The following is a 26908-nucleotide window of genomic DNA, read 5'->3' on the forward strand; positions in this document are numbered from 1 at the left end:
GCCCTTGCCGTCCCGCGAGGCGGCCCGGCGCCGGCTCACGGGGTGGCCGGCGGGATGTTCTGGTTGAGGTGGAAGACGTTCTGCGGGTCCCAGACGGCCTTCAGCGCGGTCAGCCGGGCCAGCTTGGCGGCCGGGAAGGCGCGCCGGATGCCGCGGTGGCCGTCGTCGGCGGTGAGGGAGTTGACGTAGACGCCGTTCGCGTACGGAGCGAGCGCGGAGCCCGCGGCGCGGGCCGCGGCCATCCGGGCGTCGTCCTCGGCCTCGTCCGTCCAGCGCGACCCGGCGCCGAACTCGAACATCGTGCCCCGGTGGCTGAACGCCGCGTCCGCGTCGGGGACGTCGGCGATGGCCCCGCCGTGCGCCTGCAGCCCGACCCCGGGCAGCCCCGCACCGGAGCCGGCGCCCCGCAGGTCCGCCGCGCCGCGCAGCAGGAACCGCTCGATGGCCGGGGTGGGGAAGTCGCGCAGGTAGTGGGCGGAGGAGTAGCGGCGGTAGGCGTGGCCGCCGCTGGAGTCCATGCTGGTCTGCAACTCCAGGTACGAAGGCGTGGTGATCCGCGTCGCGACCGGCCGGCCGAGCGCCCGCAGCGCCGGGAGCAGCGCCCGCCCCCGCTCCGGGTCGCCGACCCACACGAACCCGACCGTGGCCACCGGACCACCGCCCGCCGGGCCGTCGGCGACGGAGGCCGAGAAACTCGCCTCGCGCGGCGCCACGGCGTTCAGGTCCCGCCAGCCCGCCAGCACCGGCACGGCGTCCGCTGCGGGGAAGTCGAACTCGGCGACCAGCGTCCGCGTGCCCGTCCGGTGCAGCCGGAACTCGAACTCGGTCACGATGCCGAAGTTGCCGCCGCCCCCGCGCAGCCCCCAGAACAGCTCCGGATGCTCGGTCCTGCTCGCCGTCACGATCCCGCCGTCCGCGGTGACCACGGTGTACGACTCGACGTTGTCGCACGCGAGCCCGTACTGCCTGGCCAGCCACCCCATCCCGCCGCCGAGGGTGAGCCCGCCGACACCCGTGTGCGAGACGTTCCCCGCGGTGGTGGCGAGGCCGTACGGCTGGGTGGCCCGGTCCAGCGCGCCGAGCAGCGCGCCGCCCTGGACGCGGGCGCGCCGCCGCACGGGGTCGACGCGCACGCCGCCCATGGGGGTCAGGTCGATCATCAGGCCGTCGCCGGGCACGGCGAAGCCGGCCACGTTGTGCCCGCCGCAGCGGACGCCGATCTCCAGGTCGTGGTCGCGGGCGAAGCGCACCGCGGCCTGCACGTCGGCGGCGCTCGCGGCCTGGACGATCATCCGGGGGCGGCGGTCCACCATGGCGTTCCAGACGGTACGGGCGGAGTCGTACCCGGCGTCGCCGGGGGTGAGGAGCCGGCCGTCGAGGCGGGCGGCGAGACGGGAGAGGGAGTGTCCGGTGCCGGCAAGGGTGCGTGTCGCTGTCGTCATGCTCCGAGCCTGACGCGGATCGGTACCCACGGTAAGGTCCGATTCCATGCCCCGCATACGGACCAATTCCAGCACCGCCGAGGACCTGCTCATCGAGCTGGACCGGGACCGCACCCGCGCCGAGCCGCTGCACCGGCAGGTCGCGGCGTCGATCCGGGAGAGCGTACGGGCCGGCCGGCTGCGGCACGGCGCGTCGCTGCCGCCCACCCGCACGCTGGCCGCCGGCCTCGGGGTGTCGCGCGGGGTGGTGGTCGAGGCGTACCAGCAGCTCGTCGCCGAGGGCTATCTGACCAGCCGCGCCGGCGGCTACACCCAGGTCGCGCTGGAGCAGGGCGGGACCGCGGGCGGGGGACGCGCCGCGACGCCCGCCGCCCCGGCGCGGGCGCAAGACGCGGCGCCGGCCGTCGACTTCGGGTACGGGCACACCGACGTCTCCACGTTCCCCCGCGCCGCGTGGCTGCGCTCGGTCCGTACCGTCTTCGCCGCCACGCCCAACGAGCGGTTCGCCTACCTCGACGGCCGCGGCGTCCCCGAGCTGCACCAGGCCCTGGCCGACTACCTCAACCGCGTCCGCGGCACCTCGGCCGACCCCCGGCACACCGTGATCTGCAGCGGGTTCGGCCAGGGCGTCTCGCTGCTCGTCCAGGTCCTCGCCGCCAGGGGCGCCCGCAGGCTGGCCGTCGAGGACCCGTCGCCGGACGACGACGCCCGCCCGCTCGCCGCCGCGGCCGGACTGGACGTCGTGGGCATCCCGGTCGGTCCCGACGGCATCCGCGTCGAGGAGCTGGAGAAGGCCGACGCCGACGCCGTGGTGCTGACGCCCTCGCACCAGTGGCCGACCGGCGGGGTGCTGTCGGCGGCGGCCCGCGCGCGGGTGATCCGCTGGGCGCAGCGCCGCGGGGCGCTGGTGATCGAGGACGACTACGACGCCGAGTACCGCTACGACCGCGCGCCCGTCGGCGCCATCCAGGGCCTCGCGCCCGACCACGTCGTCTACTGCGGCACGGCCAGCAAGACCCTCGTACCCGGGCTGCGCCTCGGCTGGATGCTGGTGCCGCCGCACCTCGTGGACGACGTGGCACGGGCCAAGCTGCTCGCCGACCGCGGCTCGTCGGTGATCGACCAGTTGACGTTCGCGGACTTCCTCGGCCGCGGCGAGTTCGACCGCCATCTGCGCCGTATGCGGCCCGTCTACCGCCGCCGCCGCGACGCCCTGCTGGCTGCGCTCGACGCCCGTCTGCCGGAGCTGACCCCCACCGGGGTCGCGGCGGGGCAGCACGTGGTGGCGTGGCTGCCGCCGGACCTCGACGAGGCGGCGGTCGTCGCCGCGGCCGCCCGCCGCGGCGTCGCGCTGCGCGGCGTCGCCCGCTACCGCCTCGACCCGGCCGGCCCCGGCGGCCTGATCTTCGGCTACGCGACGCTCTCCGAGCGCGCCATCGCGGGCGGCATCGCCGGCCTGGCCCGCGCGGTCGCGGACGTCCGCGGAACGGGCCGCCGTGCTACGCCTGCCGCACCGGGCCCCTGAGCACTTCGGTCAGGGCCGAGATGCTGTGCCCGGCGTGGCCGGCCGCGGCCGCCCTCTCCACCAGGTCGTGCAGCGGGGCGGCCCAGGAGGTGTCGACGTTTGTCTCCTTGGTCAGTTCCTCGTCGTGGGCCGCGCCCGCGACGAAGAGGCCGACCGAGGAGGCGGCGTCGCTGTAGTCACCGCTGTCGATTTCCCTGGCGTACACGGGCAGCAGGGACTTGATCATGTCCAGCCACTTCTCGCTGAACCGCACCATGCTCGCCGCCTCCAGCCCGCGGGCCTGGACGGCGGCGGCGCCCTGGAAGAAGCCCGTGAGCGCGGGCAGCAGCATGGCGCCCACGGCCATCTCGTACAGCGCGGCGAGGTCGGTCTCGTCCCCGAGGTGGACGGTATCTCCGCCCAGCACTTTCAGCGTCTTCTCGTACTCGTCGAAGACCGTCCTGTCGCCGCTGTAATACAGCAAGGTGTCCGGCGCTCCTACCGCGGCGGGCACGTTCTTGACCGCCCCGGCCAGGAACCTGGCGCCGCGGGCGGTCGTCCAGGAGTGCAGGGCGCGGGCGCCGGCGGGTGAGCCGCTGTTCAGCGTGACGAGGGCGCGTCCGGAGAGCGCCGCCGCGGCCGGCCCAAGGGCGGAGCGGGTGTCCTCGAAGGTGGTCAGGCAGGCGATGACCAGCGGGCTCGCCTCGACCGCGCTCGCCACCTCCCGGGCGTGGACAGCGCCCCTGGCCACCAGCGGTGCCGCCTTGGCGGGGGTGCGGTTCCACACCGTCGTCGGGTTTCCCGCGTCGACGAACGCTTCGGCCAGCGCACGGCCCATCGCCCCCAGTCCTACGATCGTCACGGGCGTGCGGCTTTCCGCGGGCATGCGTAACTCCCCTCAGTGGTCGGGTGGGTGAGAAATCACCGAATCGCGCCTCGAATCCGTTTCCGGCGCGGCACCTTCCATACTGGGCGGCCACGCACATCTGATCAAGTACCTACAATTCTGTTGGGTACCCACACTTTTGTCAGGGAGCAGCGATGGCCAAGCGGACGTATATCTGTGGGCTCGACGCCGCCATCGCGGTCATGGGCGGGAAGTGGAAAGGGCTGATCCTGTTCGCCCTCGGCGAGGACGGGCCGCTGCGCTTCGGCGAGCTGAGGCGATCGGTGCCGGGCATAAGCGAGCGGATCCTGATACTCCAGCTCCGGGAGATGGAAGCCAGTTCCCTGGTGCACCGCGAGGTTTATCACCAGGTTCCGCCCAAGGTGGAGTACTCGCTGACGGAGTTCGGCAGTTCGCTCAACGCGGCGCTCGCACCGCTCGGCGAGTGGGGCGAGGAGCACATGGAACGTATCGAGGCCATCCCCTAGCCGGCGCCGAGCACCGCCGGGGGCCGGCGGGTCGGTGCCTCGGGGCGCCGAACCGGGGGTGCCGGGCGGGCCGTTAGCATCTGCGTCACTCAACGGGGGTGACGCGGTGATCGAGACGCTGTTCCGTACCGAGGACTTGCCGGCAGAGGACCGGGGGGAGGCGTTGCGCGAACACCTGTCGCGGATGCACGCGCCACTCGACCTGGGCGGCCGTCCCGTCGCCGACTACTACGCCGAACTGCGCCTGCTGAGGCTGGGGAACGCGTTCGTCTGGCCGTCGGTCTTCGCTCCCGTCGAAGTCCGGCGGACGCCGCGGCTCATCCGGCGGTCCGACCCGGAGGTGTTCCACCTCTCCATGATCGTCAACGGGACCGTGGGTTCCTTCATGGACAGGGGGGACTCGGTGTTCGGACCGTACGAGTTCCGCACCAACCACTCCTCCCGCCCCTGCGAGGTCCGTACCGGCATCCGCGGGGAGGTGGTGCGGGCCGTCAGCGTCGACGTGCCCAGCGCCCGGCTGGCGCTGTCCCCCGACCGGGTCGACCGGGTGCTGGGCCGCAGGATGACCGGGCACGCGGGGATCGGCTCCTTACTCGCCGGTTTCCTCACCAGCCTGACCGAGGAGACGGGTTCGTACACGGCAGCGGATCTCCCCCGGCTCGAAACGGTCCTCGTCGACCTGCTGTCCGCGCTCCTGGCGCACGAGACCGAGGCCGAGGACCGGCTTCCGCCGGAGACCCGCTCCCGGACCCTGGCCCTGGAGGTCCAGTCCTTCATCCGGCGGCAGTTGCACGACCCCGGGCTGACTCCGCGCACCGTCGCCGCCGCGCACCACATCTCGCTGAGCTACCTGCACCGCCTCTTCCGGACGCACATGCCCGGAGCCACGGTCGGCGGCTGGATCCGCCGGCAGCGCCTGGAACGGGCCCGCCTGATACTCGGCGATCCGGCGCAGCGGTCCGTCCCCGTCCACCGGGTGGCGAGCCGCTGCGGGTTCGGGCACCACGAGGTCTTCACCCGCGCGTTCTGCGCCGCCTACGGCCTGACGCCCCGCGACTACCGGCACACGGCTCTCACCAGGACCACCCCCGCGCCAACGGCCAAGCCCGCAACCGGGGCCGGCTCCGGCTGAGGGCATCGCGGCCCGTCAGCCGGGGAACTGCTCGCCGCGTCTCCGATCAGGCCGGCCGCAGCGGCGGGTCATGCGGAACCGGCCGCGTAGCAGGCGGCCGGATCCTCTTCGGTCGTGGTCGGCACGGTGGCGGCGATGACGGCGTCCAGCGTGTCCCGTGCGGCCAGCAGGCCCGCCACGGCCTCGTCGATGCGGTCACGCTCCCGGTGCAGGTCCGCCAGCAGACCGGGACAACCCGGCGCGAGGACCTGCCCGTCGTCGACCATGCACGGCAGCAGTTCGGCGATCGTGGCGGTGTTGAGGCCGGCGCCGAGCAGGATGCGGATGCCGCGGACGGTGGCCACGTCCTCTTCCGTGAAGTCGCGATAGCCGCTCGGCCGCCGTGCCGGCCTGAGCAGCCCCTGCTCCTCGTAATAGCGAAGCAGTCGCTGGCTGACCCCGGTCCGCCGGGAGAACTCTCCCATGCGCATGTGACGACCACCACGTTCGATTGACTCTCACACCGATGTGAGACCGCAGTCTAATCCGCATGACGAACAACCGATCAACGACCATGCGGCACGCGCCCGTCACCGTCGTCGGCCTCGGCCCCATGGGCCTCGCCCTCGCCGGGACCCTGGCGGACCGCGGCCACGCCACGACCGTCTGGAACCGCACCCCGGGAAAGGCCGGCAGCCTCGTCGCCAAGGGCGTCCACCGTGCGGAGACGGTCGCCGAAGCGGTCGCCGCCAGCCCCGTGACGATCATGTGCCTCAAGGACTACGCGACCATGTACGAGGTCTTCGACCCCGCCGGGGACGCCCTGAAGGACCGCGTGCTGGTGAACCTCAACTCGGGCACCCCGCAGGAGGCCCGCGCGGCCGTCGCCTGGGCGGCCGGGCGCGGCCTCTCGTACCTGGACGGCGCGATCATGGTGCCGCCACCACTGGTCGGGCACCCCGGGGCCGTCTTCCTCTACAGCGGTTCGCGGGATGTCTTCGACGAGCACCGGGCGACGCTGGCGAGCATGGGCGATCCCCGGTACCTCGGCGCCGGGCCCGAGCTGGCGGTGCTCTACAACACCGCGCTGCTGGAGATGATGTACGCCACCATGAACGGCTATCTCCACGCCACCGCCCTCGTCGGCTCGGCGGGGGTCACGGCGGTGGAGTTCGCCGAACTGGCCGCCGGGTGGTTCGTACCCACGGTGCTGAACCCGATGATCGGCGAAGACGCCGCCGGCCTGGACGAGGGCGCGTACCCCGGCGATCTCGGCACCCTGGAGATGAACGTGAACGCGCTCACGCACATCACCCGCACCTCGGAAGAGCAGGGCGTGCACACTGAACAGCCGCGGCTGATGCGGGAGATCGCCGCACGGGCGGTGGCGGAGGGGTACGGAGACAACAGCTACCTGGCCGTGTTCGAGGTCTTCAAGAAGGCGGCACAGGCGCGGTGACCCGCCTGCGGGCGTCTCGCTCGTCGATGACGCGGGACAGCCGGTGGGTGGTCGTCCGGCCGCTACGCACGTCTCCCTGCCGACCCGGATCGCGTCACCCGTAACCGTCCTGCGGAGCACTCCCCCGCGCCTCACCACGAACGCTTCCCGCCGGCGGGCGCAAGTACCGGGTGAGAACGCCAAACAGGGAGGCGACGTGGAATCCGATGAAGAGCTGCTGAGCCGGGCGGCGGAGGACCCAGAGGCTTTCGAGCCGCTCGTCGCCCGGCACGCGAAGGCGCTGCACGGCTACTTCGCCCGGCGGGCGTCCGACGCCGCGGACGACCTGCTCGCCGAGACGTGGCTGCGGGCGTACTCCGCGCGGGCCGGCTTCGACGCCGCCCGGGGCAGCGCCCGGGGGTGGCTGTTCGGGGTCGCCAGGCACGTACTGGCGCACCACTGGCGGGCGCCGGGGGCGCACCGGTCGCAGGCCGCCCAGGCGGCGCTGGCCGGGGACACCGCGATCGACCCCTGGCACGCGGTGGACCAGCGCCTCGACGCCATCGCCGTCGCCTGGTCGCTGCGCGCCCGGCTGGCCGCCCTGCCGCCGGTGGAGCGCGAGTTGCTGCTCCTCGTCGCCTGGGAGGAGCTCACCCCGATGGAGGCCGCGGCCGTCGTCGGGATACCCGCGGGCACGGCCCGCTCCCGGCTGCACCGCGCCCGGGCCCGGATGCGCGGCACGCTCAGCAACTCGCCGTGACGCCCGCGGCCGGCACGCGGTACGCGGGCCCGCCCGGCACCCGACGGCGATCAGGACCCGGTACGGGACGACGAACAGGAGACCTCACATGAACACCCACGACGAACAGCTCGACTTCCCCGGCGCCGACGAACTGGCGGACGCCGGCCGGGTGGACCCGCCCGGCGCCGAGGTCGTCGCCGCGGCGCGGGCGGCGCTCCGCGAGGCCGTACGGCAGGACACCGGCCCGCGGGCGGCGGCGTCCCCCGCGGGCGGCAGGCCCCGCGCCCCCCGGCGCCGGAAGATCCTCCTCGCGGCCGGCGCCGTCGCCGCCGCGACCGCGGCGGCCGTGGTCCTCCCGGTCGTCGCGCTCGACGGCGGCGCACCTCCGGCGGACGCCTCGGCCGCCGGGTTCCTCAACAGCGTGGCCGACCAGGCCGCGGCCGACGGGTCCGGCGCCGGCGAGTACTGGAAGATCGACACGAAGTACGTCCGCTCGGACGGCTCGCGCGGCGAGCAGTCCGTGGTCCTCAGCCCCACCCACGTGGGCGAGAAGCCCCACCGGATGACCTGGCTGGTCGGAGAGGAGGAGGTCGGCTGGTCGGGCCTCGACGACCTGCCCACGGACCCGAAGGCGCTGCGTGCCGCCCTCGCCGAGGGCGCCGAGGGCGCGAAGGCCGAGAGGCAGGTCCGCGACCAGGTGGACCACCTGCTGACGTTCTCGCCCGCGCCCGCCGAACTGCGCGCCGCGCTCTACCAGGTCCTGGCGGACTCGCCCGGACTGGAGCTGGCGGGCCCGGCGAAGGACAGCGAGGGCCGCACCGGCATGAAGATCGTCTTCAAGACCCCCACGTACACCAACCTTCCGCCGGCGCAGAGCCAGTGGATCGTCGACGAGGACAGCGGCCGGATCCTCGAGACGGCGGAAATCGCGAAGGAGGACTTCCCGGGACAGCAGGACTGCAAGCCGTCGGAGGGCGTCGACGACGAGTGCTTCCCCGGGTACGAGACCGGCGACGTCATCCAGAGCGAAACCTACCTCTTCAACGGCCCGGTCCAGGCCCCGGACAAGACCGGCACCGACTGACGCCGTCGTGACCGGTGCGCAAGCCGGCAGGGCCGCCGTGGACACCCGCGTTCGACCAGACCAGGAGCAGGGCGAGCGGACGTCGACGCCGGCTCCGGACCTGGTCCGGAACGAGCCGAGGACGCTGCTGCGGTGTCTGCTCACCGACATCGGTCCGAACGTCGCGGCCTACGTGCCCACCGTCTACGCCCTCACCTACATCGAGGACGACCTGGGCATGGCAGCCGGCGTCGGCACCATCGGGCTCCTGATCGCCAACTCCCTCAAGGTGGTCACTCTTCCGCTGTCCGGGGCGCTCTCGGACAGATGGGGCCGGAAGCCGGTGTTCGCGTCGGGGGCCGTGCTGTGCGCCCTCCTCGCGTTCCTCTTCTTCTGGCTGCTCGACACCGGCCACTCCTGGGTGGTGTGGAGCGCGATGACCCTGATGCTCACCTTCGCCAACGACCTGATGCTCGGCGCCCAGGCGGCGATGCTCCCGGAGCAGTTCGGCAGCCACGTCCGGTACACGGGCGTCGCGGCGAGCAGGGAGTTCGCCGCCGCGATCGCGGGCGGCACCCTGCCGTTCATCGCGGCCGCACTGACCGCGGTCACGGGCGGCACCTGGGCGCCGTCCACGCTGATGATCTTCCTGTGCGTGCTCTCGCTCATCGGGGTGTCCGGCCTCCGGGACGGCCGGGAGCTGTCCTTCGTCGGGGAAGGCCCCCGGCTGGACAAGGAGACCGCCCCCGCGACCTAGCCGGGCAGGATGGTCGGCCTGTGCTCGGTGAGGGGGCTTCGGCGCAGCGGCGCGGCGGCGACCCTCAGCCGCCGTCGGTGAGGACCCGGCGGCCGTCCGGGCGGCGGCGGGTGCGGCCCGTCTCGTCGAGGGTCTCCAGGAGGGGGATCGCCACGCGGCGGCTGACGGCGAGCGCGCGGGCGGCCTCCCCGGCGGTGAACGGCTGGGGCAGTCCGGCGAGTTCGCGGGCCGCACGGCCCACGGACCCGGCGGGGAGGTAGACCGCGCCCACGCGCTCCAGCTCGCCGCGGCGCACCAGCAGGCCCAGCGCCTCGGCGTCGAGGCCCAGTTCGTCCAGGCGCCGGCGGGTGGGGGCCCGGAACGGGGCGGACCGCAGCTCGTCGAGCAGCCCCCGCAGCCCGGCTGCGACCGCCGCGGGCAGCCGGTCCGCCTCGTCCGCGCGGTACAGCCTGCCGTCGCGCAGGGTCAGTCCGGCGCCGGACACGGCGGCCAGGCCGTCCCATGCGGTGTCCGGCGGCAGCGCGAGGAGCCGGCGGGCCCGGGCGACCGGCAGTCCCGGGTCGGCGGGATGGGCCTCGGCGTGTGCCCGCACCGCCGCGGCCAGGGCGGCGGCCAGCCGTTCCGCGTGCCCGCGGTCGAACAGCCAGCGATCGCCGCTCGCGGCCACGGCGTAGCCCTGCGCGGCGAGCCGGTCGCGTGCGGCCAGGCCGACGGCGGCCAGCCGGCCCGCGGGGTCCGCGGGATCGGCGATGCCGGCCAGCAGGCGCGCGCGGGTGGCGGCGGCTCCCCTGCCGGTCAGCGGGGGCGGCTCCGGGTCCAGCACCGTGGCGCCGACGAGCAGCCGGGAGCCCGGGTCGCGTAGCAGCAGCCGGTCGCCGACGTGGAGCGGCAGCGGAGTGCGCAGGGCGAGGCGGGCGGCGTGCGGGCCGAGCGGCCGCAGCCGCGCGCTGGTCGCGGCGGTGCCGCAGTGGACCAGGGGTTCTGCGGGCAGCCGGGGAGGTGGACCGCCGCCGTCCGTACCGGCCGCAGGTTCGTAACGGATGTCCACGAGGTCCGTGGTCCACCAGCGTCCGGGAGTGAGCAGCGCGTTGCCCCTGCGGACCCGGTCGGCGGCGATGCGGCGGAGGTTGACGGCAACGCGGGCGGGGCCGGTCACGCGGGGAACGGCCTGGCCGAGGCTGTGCAGGCCGCGTACCTGCACGTCACGGCCGGCGGGGGCGAGGTGCAGGGTGTCGCCCTCGGCGAGGGTGCCGGCGGCGAGGGTGCCGGTGACGACCGTGCCGGCGCCCGCCATGGTGAACGCCCGGTCCAGCCACAGGCGTACGGGGGCCGCCGGATCGGGCGGCGGCAGGGCGGCGGCCAGCGCGTCGAGTTCGCGGAGAAGCCGGTCGAGCCCGTCGCCGGTACGGACGCTGACGGCGACGGCGGGCGCGCCGGCGAGCCCGGTGCCGGCGGTCCGTTCCGCCGCCTCCGCGAGGGCCGGCGCGGGGTCGGCGAGGTCGGCCCGGGTGACGGCCAGCAGCCCGGCGCGTACGCCGAACGCGTCGAGCGCGGCGAGGTGTTCCGCGGTCTGCGGGCGCCAGCCCTCGTCGGCCGAGACCACCAGCAGCGCGGCGGGCGCGGTGGCGATCCCGGCGAAGGTGGTGGCCAGGTAGCGGTGGTGGCCGGGTACGTCGACGAAGGCGAGGGCGCGCCCGCCGGGTGCGGCGGCCCAGGTGAAGCCGAGGTCGAGGGTGAGGCCGCGCCGCCGCTCCTCGGCGAGCCGGTCGGGGTCGGTGCCGGTGAGGGCGCGTACCAGCGCCGACTTGCCGTGGTCGACGTGGCCGGCCGTCGCGATCACCAGGCCGGGGGCCGCGGTCACGCCGCCTCCGGCGGCGGGGCCGCCGCGGCGAGAACGGCGGCGAGCAGGCGGGCGTCGTCCTCCTCGGGAACGGTCCGCAGGTCGAGCAGCAGCCGGTCGCCGTGGACGCGGCCGACGACGGCCGGGTCGCCGGCGCGCAGCGGCACGGCGAGGGCGGCGGGCAGCGCGACGGCGGCGCTCGGCAGGGTGACGCCGGGCGCGCCACCGCCGCCGACCCGCGCCTTGCTGGGCACCGCCTCGGCGGCGACGCCCCGTTCGGCGAGCCCGGCCGCCAACGTCGCGGCGCGGGCACCGAGTTCGGCCTCGCGGGCGGCCAGGGCCCGGACGACAGGGGGCCGGGGGCCGAGAACGGTGGCCTCCAGCGCGGCGAGGGTCAGTTTGTCGACGCGCAGCGCGCGGGCCAGCGGATGGGTGCGGAGCCGTTCGACAAGGTCGCGCCGGCCGAGCAGCAGGCCCGCCTGGGGACCGCCGAGCAGCTTGTCCGCGCTGGCGGTGACCAGCCCCGCGCCCTGGTCGAGGGAGGTCGCGGCGTCGGGCTCGTCCGGCAGCGCGGGGTGGGGCCGCAGCAGCCCGGAGCCGATGTCGTGGACCAGCGGTACGCCCAGCGTGGCGAGCCGGGCGACGGGAACGGAGGAGACGAAGCCGGTGGTCTGGAAGTTGGACGGGTGCACCTTGAGGACGAGCCCGGTGCCGGGGCCGACGGCGCGCGCGTAGTCGTCGAAGTGGGTGCGGTTGGTGGTGCCGACCTCGACCAGCCGGGCGCCGGTGCTCTCCAGCAGCTCGGGGAGGCGGAAGCCGTCGCCGATCTCGACCAGCTCACCCCGGCTGATGACGATCTCGCGGCCCGCGGCGAGTGCGGTGGCGGCCAGCACCAGTGCGGCAGCGTTGTTGTTGACCAGATGGACGGCCTCCGCGTTCGGGACGGCCTCGGCGAGGGCGGCCAGCGCGCCCCTCCCCCGCCGGGCGCGGCGCCCGTCGCCCAGGTCGAACTCGACGTCGGTGGGGCCGGACGCGGCCCGTAGCGCCTCGGTGGCGGCCGGGGAGAGCGGCGCGCGGCCGAGGTTGGTGTGCACGACGACGCCGGTGGCGTTCACCACCGGGCGCAGCGAGGTGGCGTTGCTGGGCAGGGCGGCGAAGGCCGCGTCGGCGGCCTCTTCGGGGGCCAGTGCGCCGTTGCGCACCCGCTGCTGGGCCTCCGCGACCGCGCGGCGGACCAGGGTGCGCCCCAGCCGCCGTACGGCACCGGCGAGCCGGGGGTCGGCGAGCAGGGCGTCGGTACGCGGCACGCGGCGTCTGGTGTCCGTCAACGCCGGCCTCCCCGGTGGCGTCCCGACAGCGTCGGAGCTTCCTGGCGGAGGCGTATGGGAATCGAACCCACCCGGCCGGGGTACCCGGCCGCATCGGTGTTGAAGACCGTGAGGGCCACCAGGCACCCGCCCGCCTCCGGCAGGGAGTCTACGTCCCGTACGCCCCGATCCCCTGTCCGGGCAGGGGCGTTGGGGCGTAACGTCCGGCGGATGACCGTTCGACTGACCCAGTACGCGGGCGGCGGGGGCTGCGCCTGCAAGATTCCGCCCGGCGAACTCGACGCCCTCGTCTCCTCCCTGAACCGGACGGGCAGCCGCCCGGAGGATCCGGCCGCCGAACTGCTGGTGGGCCTGGAGGGCGGCGGGGACGACGCCGCCGTGGTCCGCCTCGACGGTGAACGGGCCATCGTCACCACGGCCGACTTCTTCACGCCGGTGGTGGACGACGCCTACGACTGGGGCCGGATCGCGGCGGCCAACGCGCTCTCCGACGTCTACGCCATGGGCGGCACCCCGTGGGCGGCGGTCAACCTCCTCGCCTGGCCCAGGGACACGCTGCCGATGGAGCTGGCCGCCGAGGTGCTGCGGGGCGGCCGCGACGTGGCGCACGCGGCGGGCTGCCAGGTCTCGGGCGGCCACAGCGTGACCGATCCGGAGCCCAAGTACGGGATGTCGGTGGTGGGAATGGTCCACCCCGGGCGGATGCTGCGGCTGGACGCGGCCGAGCCGGGGCGGGCGCTGACCCTCACGAAGCCGCTGGGCAGCGGGGTGCTCAACGCCCGGCACAAGGCGACCGGCGAGGTCTTTCCCGAGGCGGTGGCCGTGATGGCCGCGCTGAACCGGGACGCGGCGACCGCGGCGGTGGCCGCGGGCGTCCGGGCGGGCACGGATGTCACGGGGTTCGGGCTGCTGGGCCACGCGTACAAGCTGGCGCGGGCCTCCGGTGTGACGCTGGCGATCGACGCCGCGGCCGTTCCGCTGCTCGCGGCGGCCGGGCCGGCGGCGGCGGACGGCTTCGTCAGCGGCGGCACCCGGCGGAATCTGGCGTGGGTCGGGCCCCGGGTGGACTTCGGCGAACTCCCCGAGGTGGAACGGCTGTTGCTGGCCGACGCGCAGACCTCGGGAGGGCTGCTGCTGGCCGGCGAGGTGCCGGGGCACCCGGTGATCGGCGAGGTGCTGCCGGCCGGCGAGACGCCTGTGGTGGTACGCGGCTGAAAGGCGCGGGCCCGGGAAGCGATCGGCCTGGCTTGTATGTACACCGTCATTCTACCCGGGTAGAGTCGACCACCGGTCAGCGCAGCAGGTTCGGGACACCGTTCTACGGGAGGACCACGTGGCGTCATCCACTGCCGTCGAGCACCGCGCGTTGGACGGTACCGCGTACCGCCTCGCCGCCGACCTCGACCTGACGCGGCCCGCGACCTCGGTGGTCGAGGTGATCGCCGACGGCCGCCTCCACGAACTCACCGCAGGCCCCGCCGACTTGGCCGAGGCGGTGGCCGCGTCGCTGGGGATCACCGAGTTCGACAGCGAGCTCTCCTTCCAGGGCGGCACGCTGCGTACCGCCACCACCAGCGAGTACGACGCGCAGTCGCAGCAGGTGGAGAACCCGACGCTGGTGGTCTGGCAGGGCCGGCGGTTCAGCCTGATCACCCGGCTCTACCGGGCCGCGCTCAGCGACGTGCTGCTGCTCCTGCGCACCCTCGGCATCGCCGAGCACTCCGACGGCATCACGCTCACCCCGGACGCCTCCGCCGGCACCCGCCTGGCCCGGCCGGCCACGGTGCTCAAGGAGGTGCCGACGCTCGGCCTGGTCGAGATGAGCCGGCCCACCCGCGAGCACACCGTGCAACTCCCGCCCTGGCAAGGCGCGTCGGTGACCTCGGGCGAGCTGTTCCGCGACTCGCTCTCCGACGGGCGCCCGTTCTTCGTCCTCTCCGGCGAGGAGGTGTGGGCGACCATCGTGCCGCTGGCCGACACCACCGCCGACCGCGTTCCCACCCTGGTCGAAGCGCTCGATCTGCGGGCCGTGGGGTGACGTCCCTGATCGCCGCCACGGCGACGGGCGTGGTGCTGCTGGCCCTGCTCGCCGGCGCCGCCGCGCACCTGAGCCGGCCGGCCGCGCTGCCCGGCGCGCTGACCGCCCACCGGCTGCTGCCGCGGCGCGCCGTGGTGCCGGCCGCGCGGGCGGCGACGGCGGCCGAGAGCCTGCTCGCCGTCGCCGGCGTCACCGCCCTGCTCGCCGGCCACCGCGCCGCGCTCACCGCCGTGCTCGGCGCCGCCGCGCCGGTCTTCGCCTGCTACGCCCTCTACACCGGGTACGCCCTGGCGGCCGGGCGCGGCGGCCCCTGCGGCTGCTCCCGCTCGGACGTCCCCTTGAGTTCCTGGGTCGCCGGCCGGGCCTGGGCGTTCGCGGGACTGGCCGCCGCCGGTGCCGCGCTGGCCGCCGGGACCGGGGACCCGCCCGGGGGCGCGGCCGAGTGGACCACGGCGGCGCTCGCGTCCGTCACCCTGGCGGCCCTGCTCTGGGTGCTGCCGGCCGCCATGGACCGACCCGACGCGACCGCGCGTACACCGGCCCGCAGCGGCACCGCCCCCGCCGTCGAAGGAGGCCACTGACCGTGGACTTCACCACCAGCGCCCTGATCCTGTCCTGGGCCGCCATCGCCCTGCTCGCCCTCGTGGTGTCCGGGCTGGTACGGCAGGTCCACCAGCTCTCCCGGGGCGCGGTGGTCCGCTCCCCCGGGCGGCTGGGCGTCACGCCGGGCAGCGCCGCGCCGCACGCGGACGAGCTGCTGGCCGCGGACCGCGAGACGCTGCTGCTCTTCCTCAGCGCCGACTGCCGCACCTGCGCCGAGGTGCTGGCGGCGGCCGGCCGCCTCGACGGGCCGGCGGCGGTGCGCGCCGTCTACGCCGGCGACGCACCTTCCACCGCGGCGGCCGGCGTGCCGGTCACCGGGAACCGGCCCGACCTCTTCACCGCCTACGACGCGATCGCGACCCCCTTCGCCGTGCTCGTCGGCACCTCCGGGCGCGTCGTGCGCAGCGAGCCGCTCGGCTCCGCCGACGCGCTGGGCGACCTGGTCGCCGCAGCCCCCCACCACACCAGTCAGCCGAGGAGCGCGTGATGACCACCCTCGACGAGGTTCCCCAACTGCGCCGCTCCGGCGCCGCCGACCGGCCCACCCGGCGCCGTAGCACCGCCTCGCTGCCGAGCCTGGCACCCCGGCGGCGCACCGTGCTCCAATCGGCGACGGTCGTGGGCTTCGCCGCCCTCGGCGTCTTCGGGGCGGCCAGGGAGGCGTACGCGGACGGGTACGACATCTGGGAGGGCGCGTGCCCCTCCTACGCCTCCACGCACGACTGCTCCCCCGGCTGCGGCCCGAGCACCGTGCACGCCGCGGCCTGTGAGACGAGCGGCCCGCACGAGGGCTTCCACCGCAACGACGGCGTGACCTGGACCCTGCGGCCGAACCAGTGCTACTCCGGCTCGTACGACGGCTGGCTGTGGGCGTTCAGCGGCGCGTGCGGCGCCTGCGGCTGCGGCATCGAACGGCGCTGCCACGACGGCTACTTCAACTCCGGCTCCGGCTGGGTGCGCTCCATCTGCCGCTGGACCACCGACTGCGGCTGCGAGGGCGCCCTCGCCTGGCCCACGCTGCGGGACGGTTCGCGCGGCCCGGACGTGTACACGGCCCAGCACCTCCTGGGCTTCCACCAGTTCGCCACCGAGCCGGACGGGATCTTCGGGCCCGACACCGCGACCGCGGTCTCCGGCTTCCAGGAGGCCAAGGGGCTGCGGGCGACCGGCACGGTCACCGCGACCACCTGGACCCACCTGGTGGTCACCGTCCGGCAGGGCGACTCCGGCGCCGCCGTCAGCGCCGCCCAGCGCCAGCTCGTGAAGCACGGCTATCCGCTGACGGTCGACGGCAAGTTCGGCGCGCTCACGGCGACCGCGACCCGGGAGTTCCAGCGCGGCGCCGGGCTGACCGCCGACGGGATCGTCGGCCAGCAGACCTGGCGCACCCTCGTCGGCGGGGCGTGACTTGGGCCGGGGGCGTGACGTGGGACGGGTCGGCGCGGGACCGGCCGGACCGGCGTGGCGCGGCCGGCTGACCGACCCGGCGGTGCCGATGCTCGTGCTCAGCGGCGGTGCGGCGGCGGCCTGCTGGTACGCCCCCCTCCTCACCTGGACGATCCTCGGCGGCCTGGCCGGCTACTCGCTCTCCGGCTCCGTTTGAACGCGGAACAGCGCGCATGCGCTTGCCTCGCCAGGTTGGCGGGCCGTTCACCGACAGACCACCGTGCTGGGGGTCTTCTCCACCGGGCTGCTGCTCGGCGCCCTGCTCTCCGCCACCGTGCTGTGGCTTGCCTCCGGGCTGGTCGCGCCTCTCCCGGCGGACTGGCGCGCGGGGGCGACGGCCGCCCTCGGGCTGCTCGCCGTCGCACGCGACGCCGGGGTGCTGCGCCTGCGGCTGCCGCAGAACGCGCGGCAGGTGCCGCAGGACGTGCTGCAACGCCATCTGGCGCGCGGCGCACTGCAGTTCGGGTTCGAGATGGGCACCGGGGTACGGACCTACGTGTCGGCGAGCCTGCCGTACGCCCTCGTGCTGGGAGTGCTGCTGGCCAACGACGCGGGCGTGGCGCTGGCGGCCGGCCTGGGCTTCGCGCTCGGCCGCGCGGCCACCCCCACGCTGCGGTTCGCCTCCGGCACCGGCGAGGAGTGGGACGACCGGCTGCTGACCCGCCTCTCCCTCCTCAAACCCGGTGCCGCGACGGTCGCGACGGCGGCCTGGGCGGTGCTGGCCCTGCGCGGATAGGCACGGCCGCATTGTGCCGTTCGCTTATTCTCCGAGACGAGTCGCAACCGCACTTGCACCGCGCGCAATTGCACCGTCGCAGCCCGTGACGAGAATCGGAATCATTCCATCCGGAAGACTCCGCCGCGACGGCAACGCGCGGATCTTCATGAGGCAACAGACGTTTGCAACCGCCGGGCCCCGTCGGTAAATTCTCGGCACCTCACCCAACCCATCCGTGGCTGAACGTGCGTACATTGCAACTTGTTCCAAGAGCTGTCGGGGTAACGGATATGAGCGCAACGCGGTACAGGAACACCCGTGGGGAGGCATGAGCCGGGCCGGTAGTTGAGCGGTCCATCATTCGTAAATCCACGGGGGAGATTTTACGTGAACGATTCAGGCTTTCCGGACCTGCGGCTTCCGGCGGCCCGGCAGCCGAAATGGGATAACCCCCGCCAACCCGCCCGGGTCCGCAATGTCCCCTCGGTCACCCATTCCCTGACAGCCCCCCGCAGAGGTACTCGCACTCCGGCAGGGCACATCGTCTCGGGCCGCGCATCCCTCTCCGACGCGTGCGAAGGGGTTCTGACACGATGAAGATGGAGATCGCGTGGTGGGACCTCGAGGGTTCCCCGGCCACGGTCGAAAGCCTCAGGCGGCATCTGAACGAGGACGGCGTCGTCCACAACTGGCAGGCCGTCGAGGGGCTGCGGGAGAAGTTCTGGATCGCCGACCCGGACGGCCAGCGCTGGGGTGCGGTCATGGTGTGGGACGGTGAGCAGCCCGCCTCGCTCCCCGAGAACCTGGCCGCCTCCCTGGTCGGCTCCCCGATCACCCACCGGGACCGCTTCGAGGTCCAGGCCACGGCCCGGGGCGCGGGCCCCGTCCGTATCCGTGACTCCTCGCACCGGTACGTCGTCGTCGGCGCCTTCACCACCCGGCCGCTCTCCGGCAATCCGGTCGCCGTGTTCTTCGACGCCGCGGACCTGACGGACGAGCAGATGCGGCGCATCGCCCAGGCGATGAACCTGTCCGCAGTGGTGTTCCTGCTCCCGCCGAGCGCCCCGGACGCGGACGTCCGGGTACGGATCTTCACGCCCGCCGACGAGATCCCCTTCGCCGGGCACCCGCTGCTCGCCACGGCAGCCGCCCTCGCGCTCGACCTGCGTACGGACCGGCTGCGCTGCCAGACGCAGACGGGTGTCGTGCCGTGCACCGTCGACCGCACCCCCGCGGCCCAGTCCGGCGGGGGCGTCGCGTACGTCTCCATGGAGCAGCCGATCCCGGTCTGGGAGCCGTACGAGCACGCCGAGGCGCTGCTCAAGGCGCTCGGCGGCACCGCCTCCACCCTCCCGGTGGACCTCTACCGCGGCGGTGGCCGGCACGTGTTCGTCGGGCTGCCCGACGCGGCGGCGCTGGCCGGGCTCCGCCCCAGCCACCCGGCGCTCGCCGCCTTCCCCGGCGTGGCCGCCACGTGCTTCGCCCCCGAGGGCGAGCGGTGGCACACGCGGATGTTCTCGCCCGCCCACGGCGCCGCCGAGGACACGGCCACGGGTTCCGCCGCCGGCGCGCTCGCCGTCCACCTCGCGCGCTACGGCCTCGTGGCGTACGGGAAGACGGTGGAGATCCACGAAGGCAGCAGGCCCGGCGGCCGCCACTCGGTCATGTACGCCGAGGCCACCGTCGCGGGCAGCGGCGAGATCGACCGCGTGCGGGTGAGCGGGCACGCCACGGTCGCCGCCGAAGGCACCATCCACGTCTGAGGGAGCACCATGAGCAGCATCCGCGAAAGCCTGCCAGGACCGGCCGGTCCCGACCCCGGCGTCCCGGCGGAGCGCGCTCCCTTACCCCGCCCTCGGCGATTCGCCGGACACCGGTGCACACCGGAGACCGCCGCATCACGGTCCGCCGCCGGGACGGGACCACACCGCCGGGCGCGGTACGGGACGACCGCCGCCGGCCGGCAGTCCTTCCAGCTCCACCCGTGAATCACGCCGTTCCCCTGTCTCCTTGTCCCCGTTGTCCAGCACGAGCCGAAAGGCCAACATGCCCAGGAAACCGACCCACCTCGACTCGATCGTCATAGGCGCCGGATTCGCCGGTATCTACATGCTGCACAAACTCCGCAACACGCTCGGCCTGAAGGTGCGGGCCTTCGAGCGGGGCAGCGGTATCGGGGGCACCTGGCACTGGAACCGCTATCCGGGCGCGGCCGCCGACGTCGACAGCATCGCGTACCGCTATTCCTTCGACTCCGACCTGCTGCGGGAGTGGAACTGGAAGACCCGCTACGCGCCCCAGCCGGAGATCCTGGCCTATCTGGAGCACGTGGTCGACCGGTACGACCTGCGCGGGGACATCCAGCTCGACACCACCGTCCAGTCGCTGGCCTACGACGAGACCTCCGGGCTGTGGACCGTACGGACCGACGGCGGCGAGGAGTTCACCGCCCGCTACGTCGTCGGCGCCCTCGGCCCGCTGTCGACCGCGGCCTTCCCCGACATCGAGGGCCGGGACCGCTTCACGGGCACCCAGGTGCACACCGGCGCCTGGCCGGAGGACCTGGACATCACCGGCAAGAAGGTCGGCGTCATCGGCACCGGCTCGACCGGAACCCAGTTCATCGGCGCCGCCGCCAAGATCGCCGAACACCTCACGGTCTTCCAGCGCTCCGCGCAGTACGTCGTCCCGGCCGCCGACGGGCCGCTCAGCGACGAGTTCATCGAGGACTACCGGGAGAACCACGCGGAGTTCTGGAAGAAGGCTTTCAACTCCCGTGTCGCCTGCGGTTTCCAGGAGAGCCAGATCTCCGCGATGAGCGTCTCCGCCGAGGAGCGCGAGCGCAGGTTCCAGGAGAGCTGGGATGCGGGCAACGGGTTCTATTTCATGTTCGGCACCTTCGCCGACATCGCGTTCAACCCGGAGTCCAACGACGCCGCGGCCTCGTTCATCAGGTCGAAGATCAAGGAGATCGTGCGGGACCCGGAGACCGCGCGCAAGCTCATGCCGACCGACTTCTACGCGAAGCGGCCGATCTGCAACACCGACTACTACGAGACCTACAACCGCGACAACGTCACGCTGGTCTCCACCAAGGAGAACCCGATCGTCCGCATCACCCCGGCCGGCGTGGTGACCGAGGACGGCACCGAGCACGAGCTGGACGTGCTGGTCTTCGCGACGGGTTACGAGGCCATGCAGGGCAGTTACAACCGGATCGACATCCGGGGCCGCAACGGCGTCTCGCTCAAGGAGTACTGGGGCGAGGAGCCGAGCAGCTACCTCGGCATGGCCGTGAACGGATTCCCCAACCTCTTCACGGTCTTCGGCCCCAACAGCGTCTTCTCCAACCTGCCGCCCGCCCTCCAGACCCAGGTCGAGTGGATCGCGGAGACCATCGACGCCGCCCGGGGGCGCGGGGCCGGCACGGTCGAGGCCACCGCCGCCGCGGAGAAGGAGTGGACCGCCATGTGCCGGGAGATGGCGGAGCACAGCCTGTTCGCACAGACGGATTCCTGGATCTTCGGCTCCAACATCCCCGGAAAGAAGCGGCGCACGCTCTTCTACTTCGGCGGCATCGCCGCGTACCGGGAGAAGCTGGGAGAGATCGTCGCCGCGGACTACGAGGGCTTCACGCTCGACGGCGAAGTCTCGCTGACCGCGCCCTGACGGGCGGGCCGCCCGTCAGCCGACCGGGTTCCGGGGTGGGCGCCCGGCGCTGACCCGCCTCCGCGCGGCGTACGCGAGTCAACGGGCGCTCCGCTCGCCGGAGCGCCCCACCCGGCCCCACCCCCCGGTCACGCCCACCGCACACACCCGCAAGACCCACTCCGAGAACGAGAGAAACAGACCATGCCGAAAGCCGACGCTCCTCCGCTGAGGGCACAACTCGACGCCCTGCTCACCGACTCCGACGGCGCATCCGGCCAACGCCTGCCGCTGGCCACTCGCGTGCGGTACGCATGTGTCATCCGGCGATTCGAGTTCCTGCCGGTCATCCTCACCGTCTCCTTCGCCCCGGCCCTGCTGGGCGCACACCAGTGGTCGGACGTCTACTCGCTCAACACGCTGCTGGGCGTGCTCTTCTCGGTCTCCGGCATGCAGATCGGGAACATGACCAATGCCCTGGCGGACCGCGAGCAGGACGCGCTGTACAAGTCCCGGCAGTCCGAGGCGATCTACGGGCTGGGGGTCTCGCGGGTCGTCGCCCACATCGGCGTATCGACGGCGATCAACTGCGCGCTTGCGGTCTTCCTCGCCGTCAGGACAGGGCACTGGGACCTGCTGCCGCTGGCCGTCTTCGTCGGGCTCCTCGGCTTCCAGTACTCGGTTCCCCCGCTGAAGCTGAAGGGCGCCGGCGCCTGGCAGCTCCCCACCCTGCAGCTCAGCCTCGTCTTCCTGCCGGGCCTGTTCGTCCTGCGCTCCTCCGAGTACGCCGTGGAATGGGGCAGCGTCGTGGCCCTGGCCGGTTTCGCGCTGCTCCTGGTGTCCCTCTTCGTCACCAGCCACGCCGAGGACTACATCGAGGACGAGAAGTTCGGGATCAGGACCTACACCGTCGCCTGGGGACTCACCAAGACGATGTACATCCAGTCCTCGATGCTGCTCGTGGGCTCCCCGCTGCTCATCGGCTCGGTGTGGGTGACCTTCGGGTTCACCTGGGCGTTCGTGCCGTGGATCGCCGCGTGGCTGGTGAGCCAGCGGCTCCTGTACACCGTCATCCGGGACGTCAGCGACAACACGCACGAGGCGGCGATCGAGGCGCTGCACAAGAAGTCGCTCATCGGTCCCTACCACGCCGCGCTGATGGGCTGGGTCACGGTGCTCCTGGCGGTCTTCGTCCTCATCGGGCGGTGACCACCCGGCAACCCCCCACATGTCGTGAGCTACCCGCAGTGGCGCAGCCCTGCGGACGTCCAGGCCACCGTCCCGGTCCTCACCGCTCCCCGACCTCCCCCACAGAAACCCACGCACAGACGCTCATCCGTAGAGAAAGGTGGCAGCCGTCATGACCGGTACAGATTCTCCGGGCATCGTCATCGCCGGGGCCGGGATCGGAGGACTGGCCGCCGCGCTGGCTCTGCACGCCCGCGGCCTGCGCGTCACCCTGGTGGAGGAGGCCGGGGAGATCCGGCCGCTCGGCGTCGGCATCAACATCCAGCCCGCGGCGATCGGCGAACTGACCGCCCTCGGGCTGGGCGAGAAGCTGGCGGCCACGGGCATCGCCACCCGCGAGCACCGCTACCTCGACCACAAGGGCACGACCGTGTGGACCGAGGCACGCGGCATCGCCGCGGGCAACGACTTTCCGCAGTACTCGATCCACCGCGGCGAGTTGCAGATGATGCTGCTCGACGCGGTGCACTCGCGTCTCGGAGTCGACGCCATCCGTACGGCGACCCGGGTGCGGGGCTTCGAGCAGGACGCGGACGGCGTACGCGTCCACGTCGGTTCGCGCTCCGGGGGCGAGTCCACTCTCGACGCCGACGTACTGATCGCCGGGGACGGCATGCACTCGGTCATCCGCGCGCAACTGCACCCCGGCGGGTCCCCGCTGCGCCGGACCGCCGTACGGATGTGGCGCGGCCTGACCGAGATACCCGAGTTCATCGACGGCCGGACGATGATCATCGCCTCCGACGACCGGTCCAACCGGATGGTCGCGTACCCGTGCTCGCGGCCGCACGCCGAGCGCGGCAAGGTGCTCCTGAACTGGGTGTGCCTGGCCGCGGACCCGGACTGGCAGGGCGAAGTGCAGCTCGGCCCGGGCTCGTTCGAGGACCTGCTGCCGCACTTCGCCGAGTGGGACTTCGGCTGGCTCGACGTCCGCGCGGCGCTGGAGTCGAGCGGGCAGCTCATGCACCACGTGATGGCCGACCGCGACCCGCTGCCCTCCTGGGGCGAGAACCGGGTCACCCTCCTCGGCGACGCCGCCCACCCGATGTACCCGATCGGGGCCAACGGCGGCACCCAGGCGATCCTCGACGGCGTCGCCCTGGCGGCCGAACTCGCCGACGCAGGCGACGACGTGCCGGGCGCGCTCAAGCGCTACGAGAGCGTCCGGCTCCCGGCCGCCAACGCGATCGTCGAGGCCAACCGCAGCATGGACCACTCCGAACGCACCCTGGCGGAAAGCTCCGTCGACGAGATGGCCGCGGGTCTGGAGACCATCACGACCGACTACCAGGATGTCGTCGACCGCGCGTCGGCCACCCGGCACTGACCGCGTACGCGGCGGGCGCCTGCGGCCCCCGCCGGCTCGACGGAACGGCTCGTCCCCACGGCATCGCCGCGGGGGGCGAGCCGTTCGCCGTTCCGTCACAGCGAGGTGGTCACCGTTCAAGACCGCCGCAAGATCACACCAGCGAAAGGGCTTCCGAGGTGGACGGCACGATCGTCGTCCGGCGACCACGGGCGCCCCTCGGTCCGAGGCTGCGGACCGCGGGGCGGCGCCCGTCGCTTCGCCCGGCGTCAGCGGAACTTGAGCCCGGTGGCGGTGGCGATATCCCGGAGGTCTACGTACTTGTAGTTGGTGCCCTCGCGGGGTTCACCGTCGTCGCCGGTCACCGTGGGGGTGTCCGTCTCGTCCTGGATCACGGCGAGCCCGTGCGGGTACGCCGAACCGAACGACTGGTTGACGATCTCCAGGCTGTCGGTGCCCTCGGCGCCGTCGATCGCGCCCTCGCCCTGGCCCGCGACGACCCGGAAGCTCTTGACGTACGCGTTGTCCCTGGCCGGATCGCGGTCGTACAGCGCGAAGGTGCTGTCGCCCTGGCTGGAGACGACGACATAGCCACGGCCACCCGGCCGGCCGATCAGCGTGATTCCCTCGACGTCCGCGGTGAGGTGGTCCCCGCCGAAGCCGGGGTCCTCGCCGGGGACACACTCTTCGGTGTCGGGATCCCAGGTGGAGGGGACCCCGTAGTCCCTGACCTTGTCGATCAACGTGGGCTCGCCGGTGAGATCGGCGCGCATGCGCCAGACACCCACGTCTTCCTGGCCCGCGTAGAGCATGCCGTTCGCGGAGTCGACGCGCATTCCTTCAAGGTAGGGCTGCTCGCCCGGCTCCTCGCACGGGGTCCAGGTCTTGCCGTCAGGCAACTTGAAGCTGGTGGGGAAGCCGATGGTGCGGATCTTGCGGTAGCCGTAGGTGCCGCCCGCTTCCTTCGTCAGCTCCAGCAGCGCTACCTGGTTGGTCAGCTCCTGGGTGACGGCGGCGTAGATCCGGCCGGTCCTGGAGTCCTTCCAGGAGGCCAGTCCGTAGGCGGTGGCCTGCTCGTTCACCTCGTCCTGGTCGGCCGAGAAAACGTACGGGGCGGCCTGGTCGGCGGTGACGTCCTTGACGGGGCCCTCCGCGCGGTCGTGGTCAATGCTGTAGATGACCAGCTTGTCCCGGCCCCGGTCGGTGGCGACGGCGAGGTCGGCGCCGTCGATGACGTCCACGTTGTTGATGCGGCCCGGCTCGTCCTCGGCGCTGGGCGCCTTCGGAGCGGGCAGCGACTGGACCTCGCGCGCCGAGAAGTCGTACACCCGCAGGCCGCCGACCTTCGCGGTGCCGAGCACCAGACTCTTTGCCGGGTCGTCGGGGTTGCGCCAGATCGCCGGGTCGTCCGCGGTGGCCTCGCCGCCCGCCGCGTCATCGAACAGGGTGGGCGTTTCGGCCTTGGCGCCGACCTCGGCGACCGCGGGCTTCGCATGAGCGGGCACCGCCACGACGGCCGTCACGACCGCGGCTGCCGACAGCGTCAGGCAGCGCCTGCGGAATGCCTTGTGTGCGAGAGACATGGATGCCTTTCCGGGGGATGGTTATCGAGCATGCTGTAGACGACAAGCGACAAGTGCATGCAGACACATGGCCACACCGTGAGGACATCGTGAACACTGAGGCCCCGGACTCCTCTCGCCGACCAGACACCACCGGGTCGTAGAACGGGGAATGTCCTGGCTCTCAGGATGCCGACATCGCCACCGCCGCCCGCGAACGCGAGCCCGAACGCTTCCCACCCTTCACCGCCATCGCCGAGATGGCTTATAAGGCGAAGCCCGGGTCGAAGGTGCGGCAGCGTCTCAGCGCCGCCCGGCTCTGGGCGATGAGATGCAGCCTGCTCACCAGGCGCTCGACGTCCCGGTGCAGTGCGGCCGGGTTGAGGGACGGATAGACGTCGGCGAGGATCGCCTGGTCCTCCCGGGTCACGCAGCGGTGGCGCTCGGTGCGGCGGTACGGGGTCGCCGTCTCGAACTCCTTGCGGCCGCCGCCCTGGCCGCCGGCGGAGAGCGAGCGCTGCTGCGGGTAGAAGTAGTTCGTCAGCCGGGAGAGCGCGGCCCAGATCTCGTTGAGCAGTGCCTGTTCACCCGGGGAGACGTAGAGGTAGTCCCCCGCGAGTTCGTGCAGCATCCGCCAGCTCTGCTGGCCGACGTGGTTGCTGCCCCGGCCGACCGGGCGGGCGTGGGTGAACGTCACCCGCCGCTGCCGGCACCAGCGGAGCAGGGCCTCGTCGATCTCGGCACCGTGGCTCCCGCAGTCGAGCCCGAGCACCGGGAAGGGCAGGTTCCTGGCGACCCCGTCGAGGGCGAGGGGTATCTGGCCGGTACCGCGGACCGTCCGGATCTCGGTCCAGCCGGTGGCGATGTCGGTGGCGGCCACGGTCAGCAGGCAACTGCCGCTCGGCGTACCGCCGTCGTGGCGTACGACCGCGATCTCGAAGAAGCCGGGGTGGCCGTGGTCCCACTCCGTCCAGGTGACGAGCGGCAGTTCACCGCGCAGCCGGGAGCCGGGCCGCAGCCGCGGGGCGGTCCCGGAGGACTGCCGGTGCGGGGCGAGACGGCGGGAGATCGTCGCCGCCGACATGGACATCAGCAGCTCGGCGGACTCGTCGTCGATGGCCAGCTCGCGGTGGCGGCGCAGCACCGGCACCAGCTCGGGAAGCATCGGCGCCAGCCGCTTGCCCGCAGGCCGGTCGAGGATGGTCCAGCACAGCGTCAGCGCGGCGACGACCTCCGCGTCGTACTTCCGGCGCTGCGGGGTCCCCGTGCCCAGCCTGGGACGTGCGGCGTTCAGAAGTGCGTTGCGGGCATGGCTGCGGTGCCAGCCGGTCGCCGCACACACCTTGTCGAGGATGAGGGTCTTCTCCTGCTTGTCGGCCCGGGCGTAGCAGAGGGCATAGCTGTGGGCGAGCGCCCTGCGTTCGGCGAGCGTCGCCGCGGACTCGCCGGGCAGCGGGGCGGACTCGCCGGGCGGCGCCGCAGGCTCGCCCGGCGGCGCGTCAGGCTCCGGCTCGGCGACGGCCGGCCGGTCACGGGCCGCGGCGGTCGGCACCAGCAGCGCTTGCAGCAGCAAGGGCACCGCCGACCGCCTGTGGACCGCCCTGGCCTCCGGGCCGTCATCCGTGGAACTGCCCGCTCCGGCCCGGACCTTGACCTTGACCTTGACTGCGCTCATGGCTCTGCCCTGCCCTTCGAAGGCTTCGGCCTCCTGGCGAGGCCCTTGAGCAAATCGTCGAATGA

At 73.3% G+C, this 26908-nt stretch carries 25 protein-coding genes and 1 tRNA gene; 18 read left to right on the top strand and 8 right to left on the bottom strand.

The window, feature by feature from the left end; translation table 11 throughout:
* Positions 1–35 precede the first annotated feature (35 nt).
* The gene (locus ACFYVJ_RS14295; RefSeq protein ID WP_388890565.1) at positions 36–1442 is read right to left on the bottom strand and encodes an FAD-binding oxidoreductase; all 1407 of its coding nucleotides are present in this window, start codon (positions 1440–1442) and stop codon (positions 36–38) included.
* A gap of 46 nt (positions 1443–1488) precedes the next feature.
* On the opposite strand from ACFYVJ_RS14295, the gene ACFYVJ_RS14300 reads away from it, so the two are divergent.
* Positions 1489–2967 (top strand): PLP-dependent aminotransferase family protein, encoded by a 1479-nt coding sequence (locus ACFYVJ_RS14300; protein ID WP_388890568.1) that lies wholly within the window; start codon positions 1489–1491, stop codon positions 2965–2967.
* Here the strand turns inward: ACFYVJ_RS14300 and ACFYVJ_RS14305 are convergent.
* Positions 2942–3832 carry an NAD(P)-dependent oxidoreductase gene (locus ACFYVJ_RS14305; protein WP_388890571.1) on the bottom strand — a complete coding sequence of 297 codons (891 nt, stop codon included), beginning with the start codon at positions 3830–3832 and terminating at the stop codon, positions 2942–2944. The two genes, ACFYVJ_RS14300 and ACFYVJ_RS14305, sit on opposite strands and share 26 nt — an antisense overlap.
* A 155-nt stretch (positions 3833–3987) precedes the next feature.
* Here ACFYVJ_RS14305 and ACFYVJ_RS14310 point away from each other — a divergent pair, with 155 nt between their 5' ends.
* Positions 3988–4320, top strand: a complete 333-nt coding sequence (locus ACFYVJ_RS14310; RefSeq protein WP_388890575.1) for a winged helix-turn-helix transcriptional regulator — start codon at positions 3988–3990, stop codon at positions 4318–4320.
* Between the two features lie 106 nt (positions 4321–4426).
* The gene (locus tag ACFYVJ_RS14315; RefSeq protein ID WP_388890577.1) at positions 4427–5452 is read left to right on the top strand and encodes an AraC family transcriptional regulator; all 1026 of its coding nucleotides are present in this window, start codon (positions 4427–4429) and stop codon (positions 5450–5452) included.
* A 68-nt stretch (positions 5453–5520) separates the two neighbouring features.
* On the opposite strand, the gene ACFYVJ_RS14320 is transcribed toward ACFYVJ_RS14315, so the two are convergent.
* Complete coding sequence (locus ACFYVJ_RS14320; protein ID WP_388890579.1) at positions 5521–5922, bottom strand: MerR family transcriptional regulator; 402 nt, start codon at positions 5920–5922, stop codon at positions 5521–5523.
* A 59-nt stretch (positions 5923–5981) separates the two neighbouring features.
* On the opposite strand from ACFYVJ_RS14320, the gene ACFYVJ_RS14325 reads away from it, so the two are divergent.
* The 4 genes from ACFYVJ_RS14325 to ACFYVJ_RS14340 all read left to right on the top strand — a co-directional run bounded on the left by ACFYVJ_RS14325 (position 5982) and on the right by ACFYVJ_RS14340 (position 9431).
* Entirely contained in the window at positions 5982–6890 is a 909-nt protein-coding gene (locus ACFYVJ_RS14325; protein WP_388890582.1) for an NAD(P)-dependent oxidoreductase, read from the top strand.
* Between the two features lie 196 nt (positions 6891–7086).
* Complete coding sequence (locus ACFYVJ_RS14330) at positions 7087–7629, top strand: RNA polymerase sigma factor (protein ID WP_388890585.1); 543 nt, start codon at positions 7087–7089, stop codon at positions 7627–7629.
* Positions 7630–7717: 88 nt separating this feature from the next.
* Complete coding sequence (locus ACFYVJ_RS14335) at positions 7718–8695, top strand: hypothetical protein (protein WP_388890588.1); 978 nt, start codon at positions 7718–7720, stop codon at positions 8693–8695.
* Between the two features lie 7 nt (positions 8696–8702).
* Positions 8703–9431 carry an MFS transporter gene (locus tag ACFYVJ_RS14340; protein ID WP_388890591.1) on the top strand — a complete coding sequence of 243 codons (729 nt, stop codon included), beginning with the start codon at positions 8703–8705 and terminating at the stop codon, positions 9429–9431.
* A 64-nt stretch (positions 9432–9495) separates the two neighbouring features.
* Here ACFYVJ_RS14340 and ACFYVJ_RS14345 read toward each other — a convergent pair whose 3' ends face one another.
* From ACFYVJ_RS14345 to ACFYVJ_RS14355, 3 genes are all read right to left on the bottom strand, one after another.
* Positions 9496–11292, bottom strand: coding sequence for a SelB C-terminal domain-containing protein (locus ACFYVJ_RS14345; RefSeq protein ID WP_388890594.1), 1797 nt, complete (start codon positions 11290–11292; stop codon positions 9496–9498).
* Complete coding sequence (selA, locus tag ACFYVJ_RS14350) at positions 11289–12599, bottom strand: L-seryl-tRNA(Sec) selenium transferase (protein ID WP_388890597.1); 1311 nt, start codon at positions 12597–12599, stop codon at positions 11289–11291. The genes ACFYVJ_RS14345 and selA overlap by 4 nt, the downstream gene beginning before the upstream one ends.
* A gap of 42 nt (positions 12600–12641) precedes the next feature.
* A tRNA-Sec gene (locus ACFYVJ_RS14355) sits at positions 12642–12737 on the bottom strand.
* A 72-nt stretch (positions 12738–12809) separates the two neighbouring features.
* On the opposite strand from ACFYVJ_RS14355, the gene selD reads away from it, so the two are divergent.
* The 11 genes from selD (at position 12810) to ACFYVJ_RS14410 (ending at position 23627) form a co-directional block, all read left to right on the top strand.
* A complete protein-coding gene (gene selD, locus ACFYVJ_RS14360; protein ID WP_388890600.1) occupies positions 12810–13814 on the top strand; it encodes a selenide, water dikinase SelD in 1005 nt (334 codons plus the stop codon).
* Between the two features lie 118 nt (positions 13815–13932).
* The gene (locus tag ACFYVJ_RS14365; RefSeq protein WP_388890603.1) at positions 13933–14637 is read left to right on the top strand and encodes a hypothetical protein; all 705 of its coding nucleotides are present in this window, start codon (positions 13933–13935) and stop codon (positions 14635–14637) included.
* The gene (locus ACFYVJ_RS14370; protein ID WP_388890606.1) at positions 14634–15218 is read left to right on the top strand and encodes a MauE/DoxX family redox-associated membrane protein; all 585 of its coding nucleotides are present in this window, start codon (positions 14634–14636) and stop codon (positions 15216–15218) included. The genes ACFYVJ_RS14365 and ACFYVJ_RS14370 overlap by 4 nt, the downstream gene beginning before the upstream one ends.
* A gap of 2 nt (positions 15219–15220) precedes the next feature.
* On the top strand, positions 15221–15727 hold the full coding sequence (locus ACFYVJ_RS14375) for a hypothetical protein (RefSeq protein WP_388890609.1): 507 nt from the start codon (positions 15221–15223) through the stop codon (positions 15725–15727).
* The gene (locus ACFYVJ_RS14380) at positions 15727–16647 is read left to right on the top strand and encodes a peptidoglycan-binding protein (protein ID WP_388890612.1); all 921 of its coding nucleotides are present in this window, start codon (positions 15727–15729) and stop codon (positions 16645–16647) included. The genes ACFYVJ_RS14375 and ACFYVJ_RS14380 overlap by 1 nt, the downstream gene beginning before the upstream one ends.
* Positions 16648–16666: 19 nt before the next feature.
* Positions 16667–16843: a hypothetical protein gene (locus tag ACFYVJ_RS14385; protein ID WP_388890615.1), complete on the top strand. Its 177-nt coding sequence runs from the start codon at positions 16667–16669 to the stop codon at positions 16841–16843.
* 63 nt (positions 16844–16906) lie between these two features.
* A complete protein-coding gene (locus ACFYVJ_RS14390) occupies positions 16907–17422 on the top strand; it encodes a hypothetical protein (protein ID WP_388890619.1) in 516 nt (171 codons plus the stop codon).
* A gap of 575 nt (positions 17423–17997) precedes the next feature.
* A complete protein-coding gene (locus ACFYVJ_RS14395) occupies positions 17998–19167 on the top strand; it encodes a PhzF family phenazine biosynthesis protein (protein ID WP_388890622.1) in 1170 nt (389 codons plus the stop codon).
* A gap of 283 nt (positions 19168–19450) precedes the next feature.
* Complete coding sequence (locus ACFYVJ_RS14400) at positions 19451–21073, top strand: flavin-containing monooxygenase (RefSeq protein WP_388890625.1); 1623 nt, start codon at positions 19451–19453, stop codon at positions 21071–21073.
* 183 nt (positions 21074–21256) lie between these two features.
* Positions 21257–22261, top strand: coding sequence for a UbiA family prenyltransferase (locus tag ACFYVJ_RS14405; RefSeq protein WP_388890628.1), 1005 nt, complete (start codon positions 21257–21259; stop codon positions 22259–22261).
* A gap of 151 nt (positions 22262–22412) precedes the next feature.
* The gene (locus ACFYVJ_RS14410; protein WP_388890630.1) at positions 22413–23627 is read left to right on the top strand and encodes an FAD-dependent monooxygenase; all 1215 of its coding nucleotides are present in this window, start codon (positions 22413–22415) and stop codon (positions 23625–23627) included.
* A gap of 248 nt (positions 23628–23875) precedes the next feature.
* On the opposite strand, the gene ACFYVJ_RS14415 is transcribed toward ACFYVJ_RS14410, so the two are convergent.
* Both ACFYVJ_RS14415 and ACFYVJ_RS14420 read right to left on the bottom strand, forming a co-directional pair.
* Entirely contained in the window at positions 23876–25189 is a 1314-nt protein-coding gene (locus ACFYVJ_RS14415) for a phytase (protein WP_388890633.1), read from the bottom strand.
* Positions 25190–25433: 244 nt separating this feature from the next.
* Positions 25434–26843, bottom strand: coding sequence for a hypothetical protein (locus ACFYVJ_RS14420; protein WP_388890636.1), 1410 nt, complete (start codon positions 26841–26843; stop codon positions 25434–25436).
* Between the last annotated feature and the right edge of the window lie 65 nt (positions 26844–26908).

It is taken from the genome of Streptomyces sp. NPDC004134 (assembly GCF_042874195.1).
In the GTDB taxonomy this organism is placed as follows: domain Bacteria; phylum Actinomycetota; class Actinomycetes; order Streptomycetales; family Streptomycetaceae; genus Streptomyces.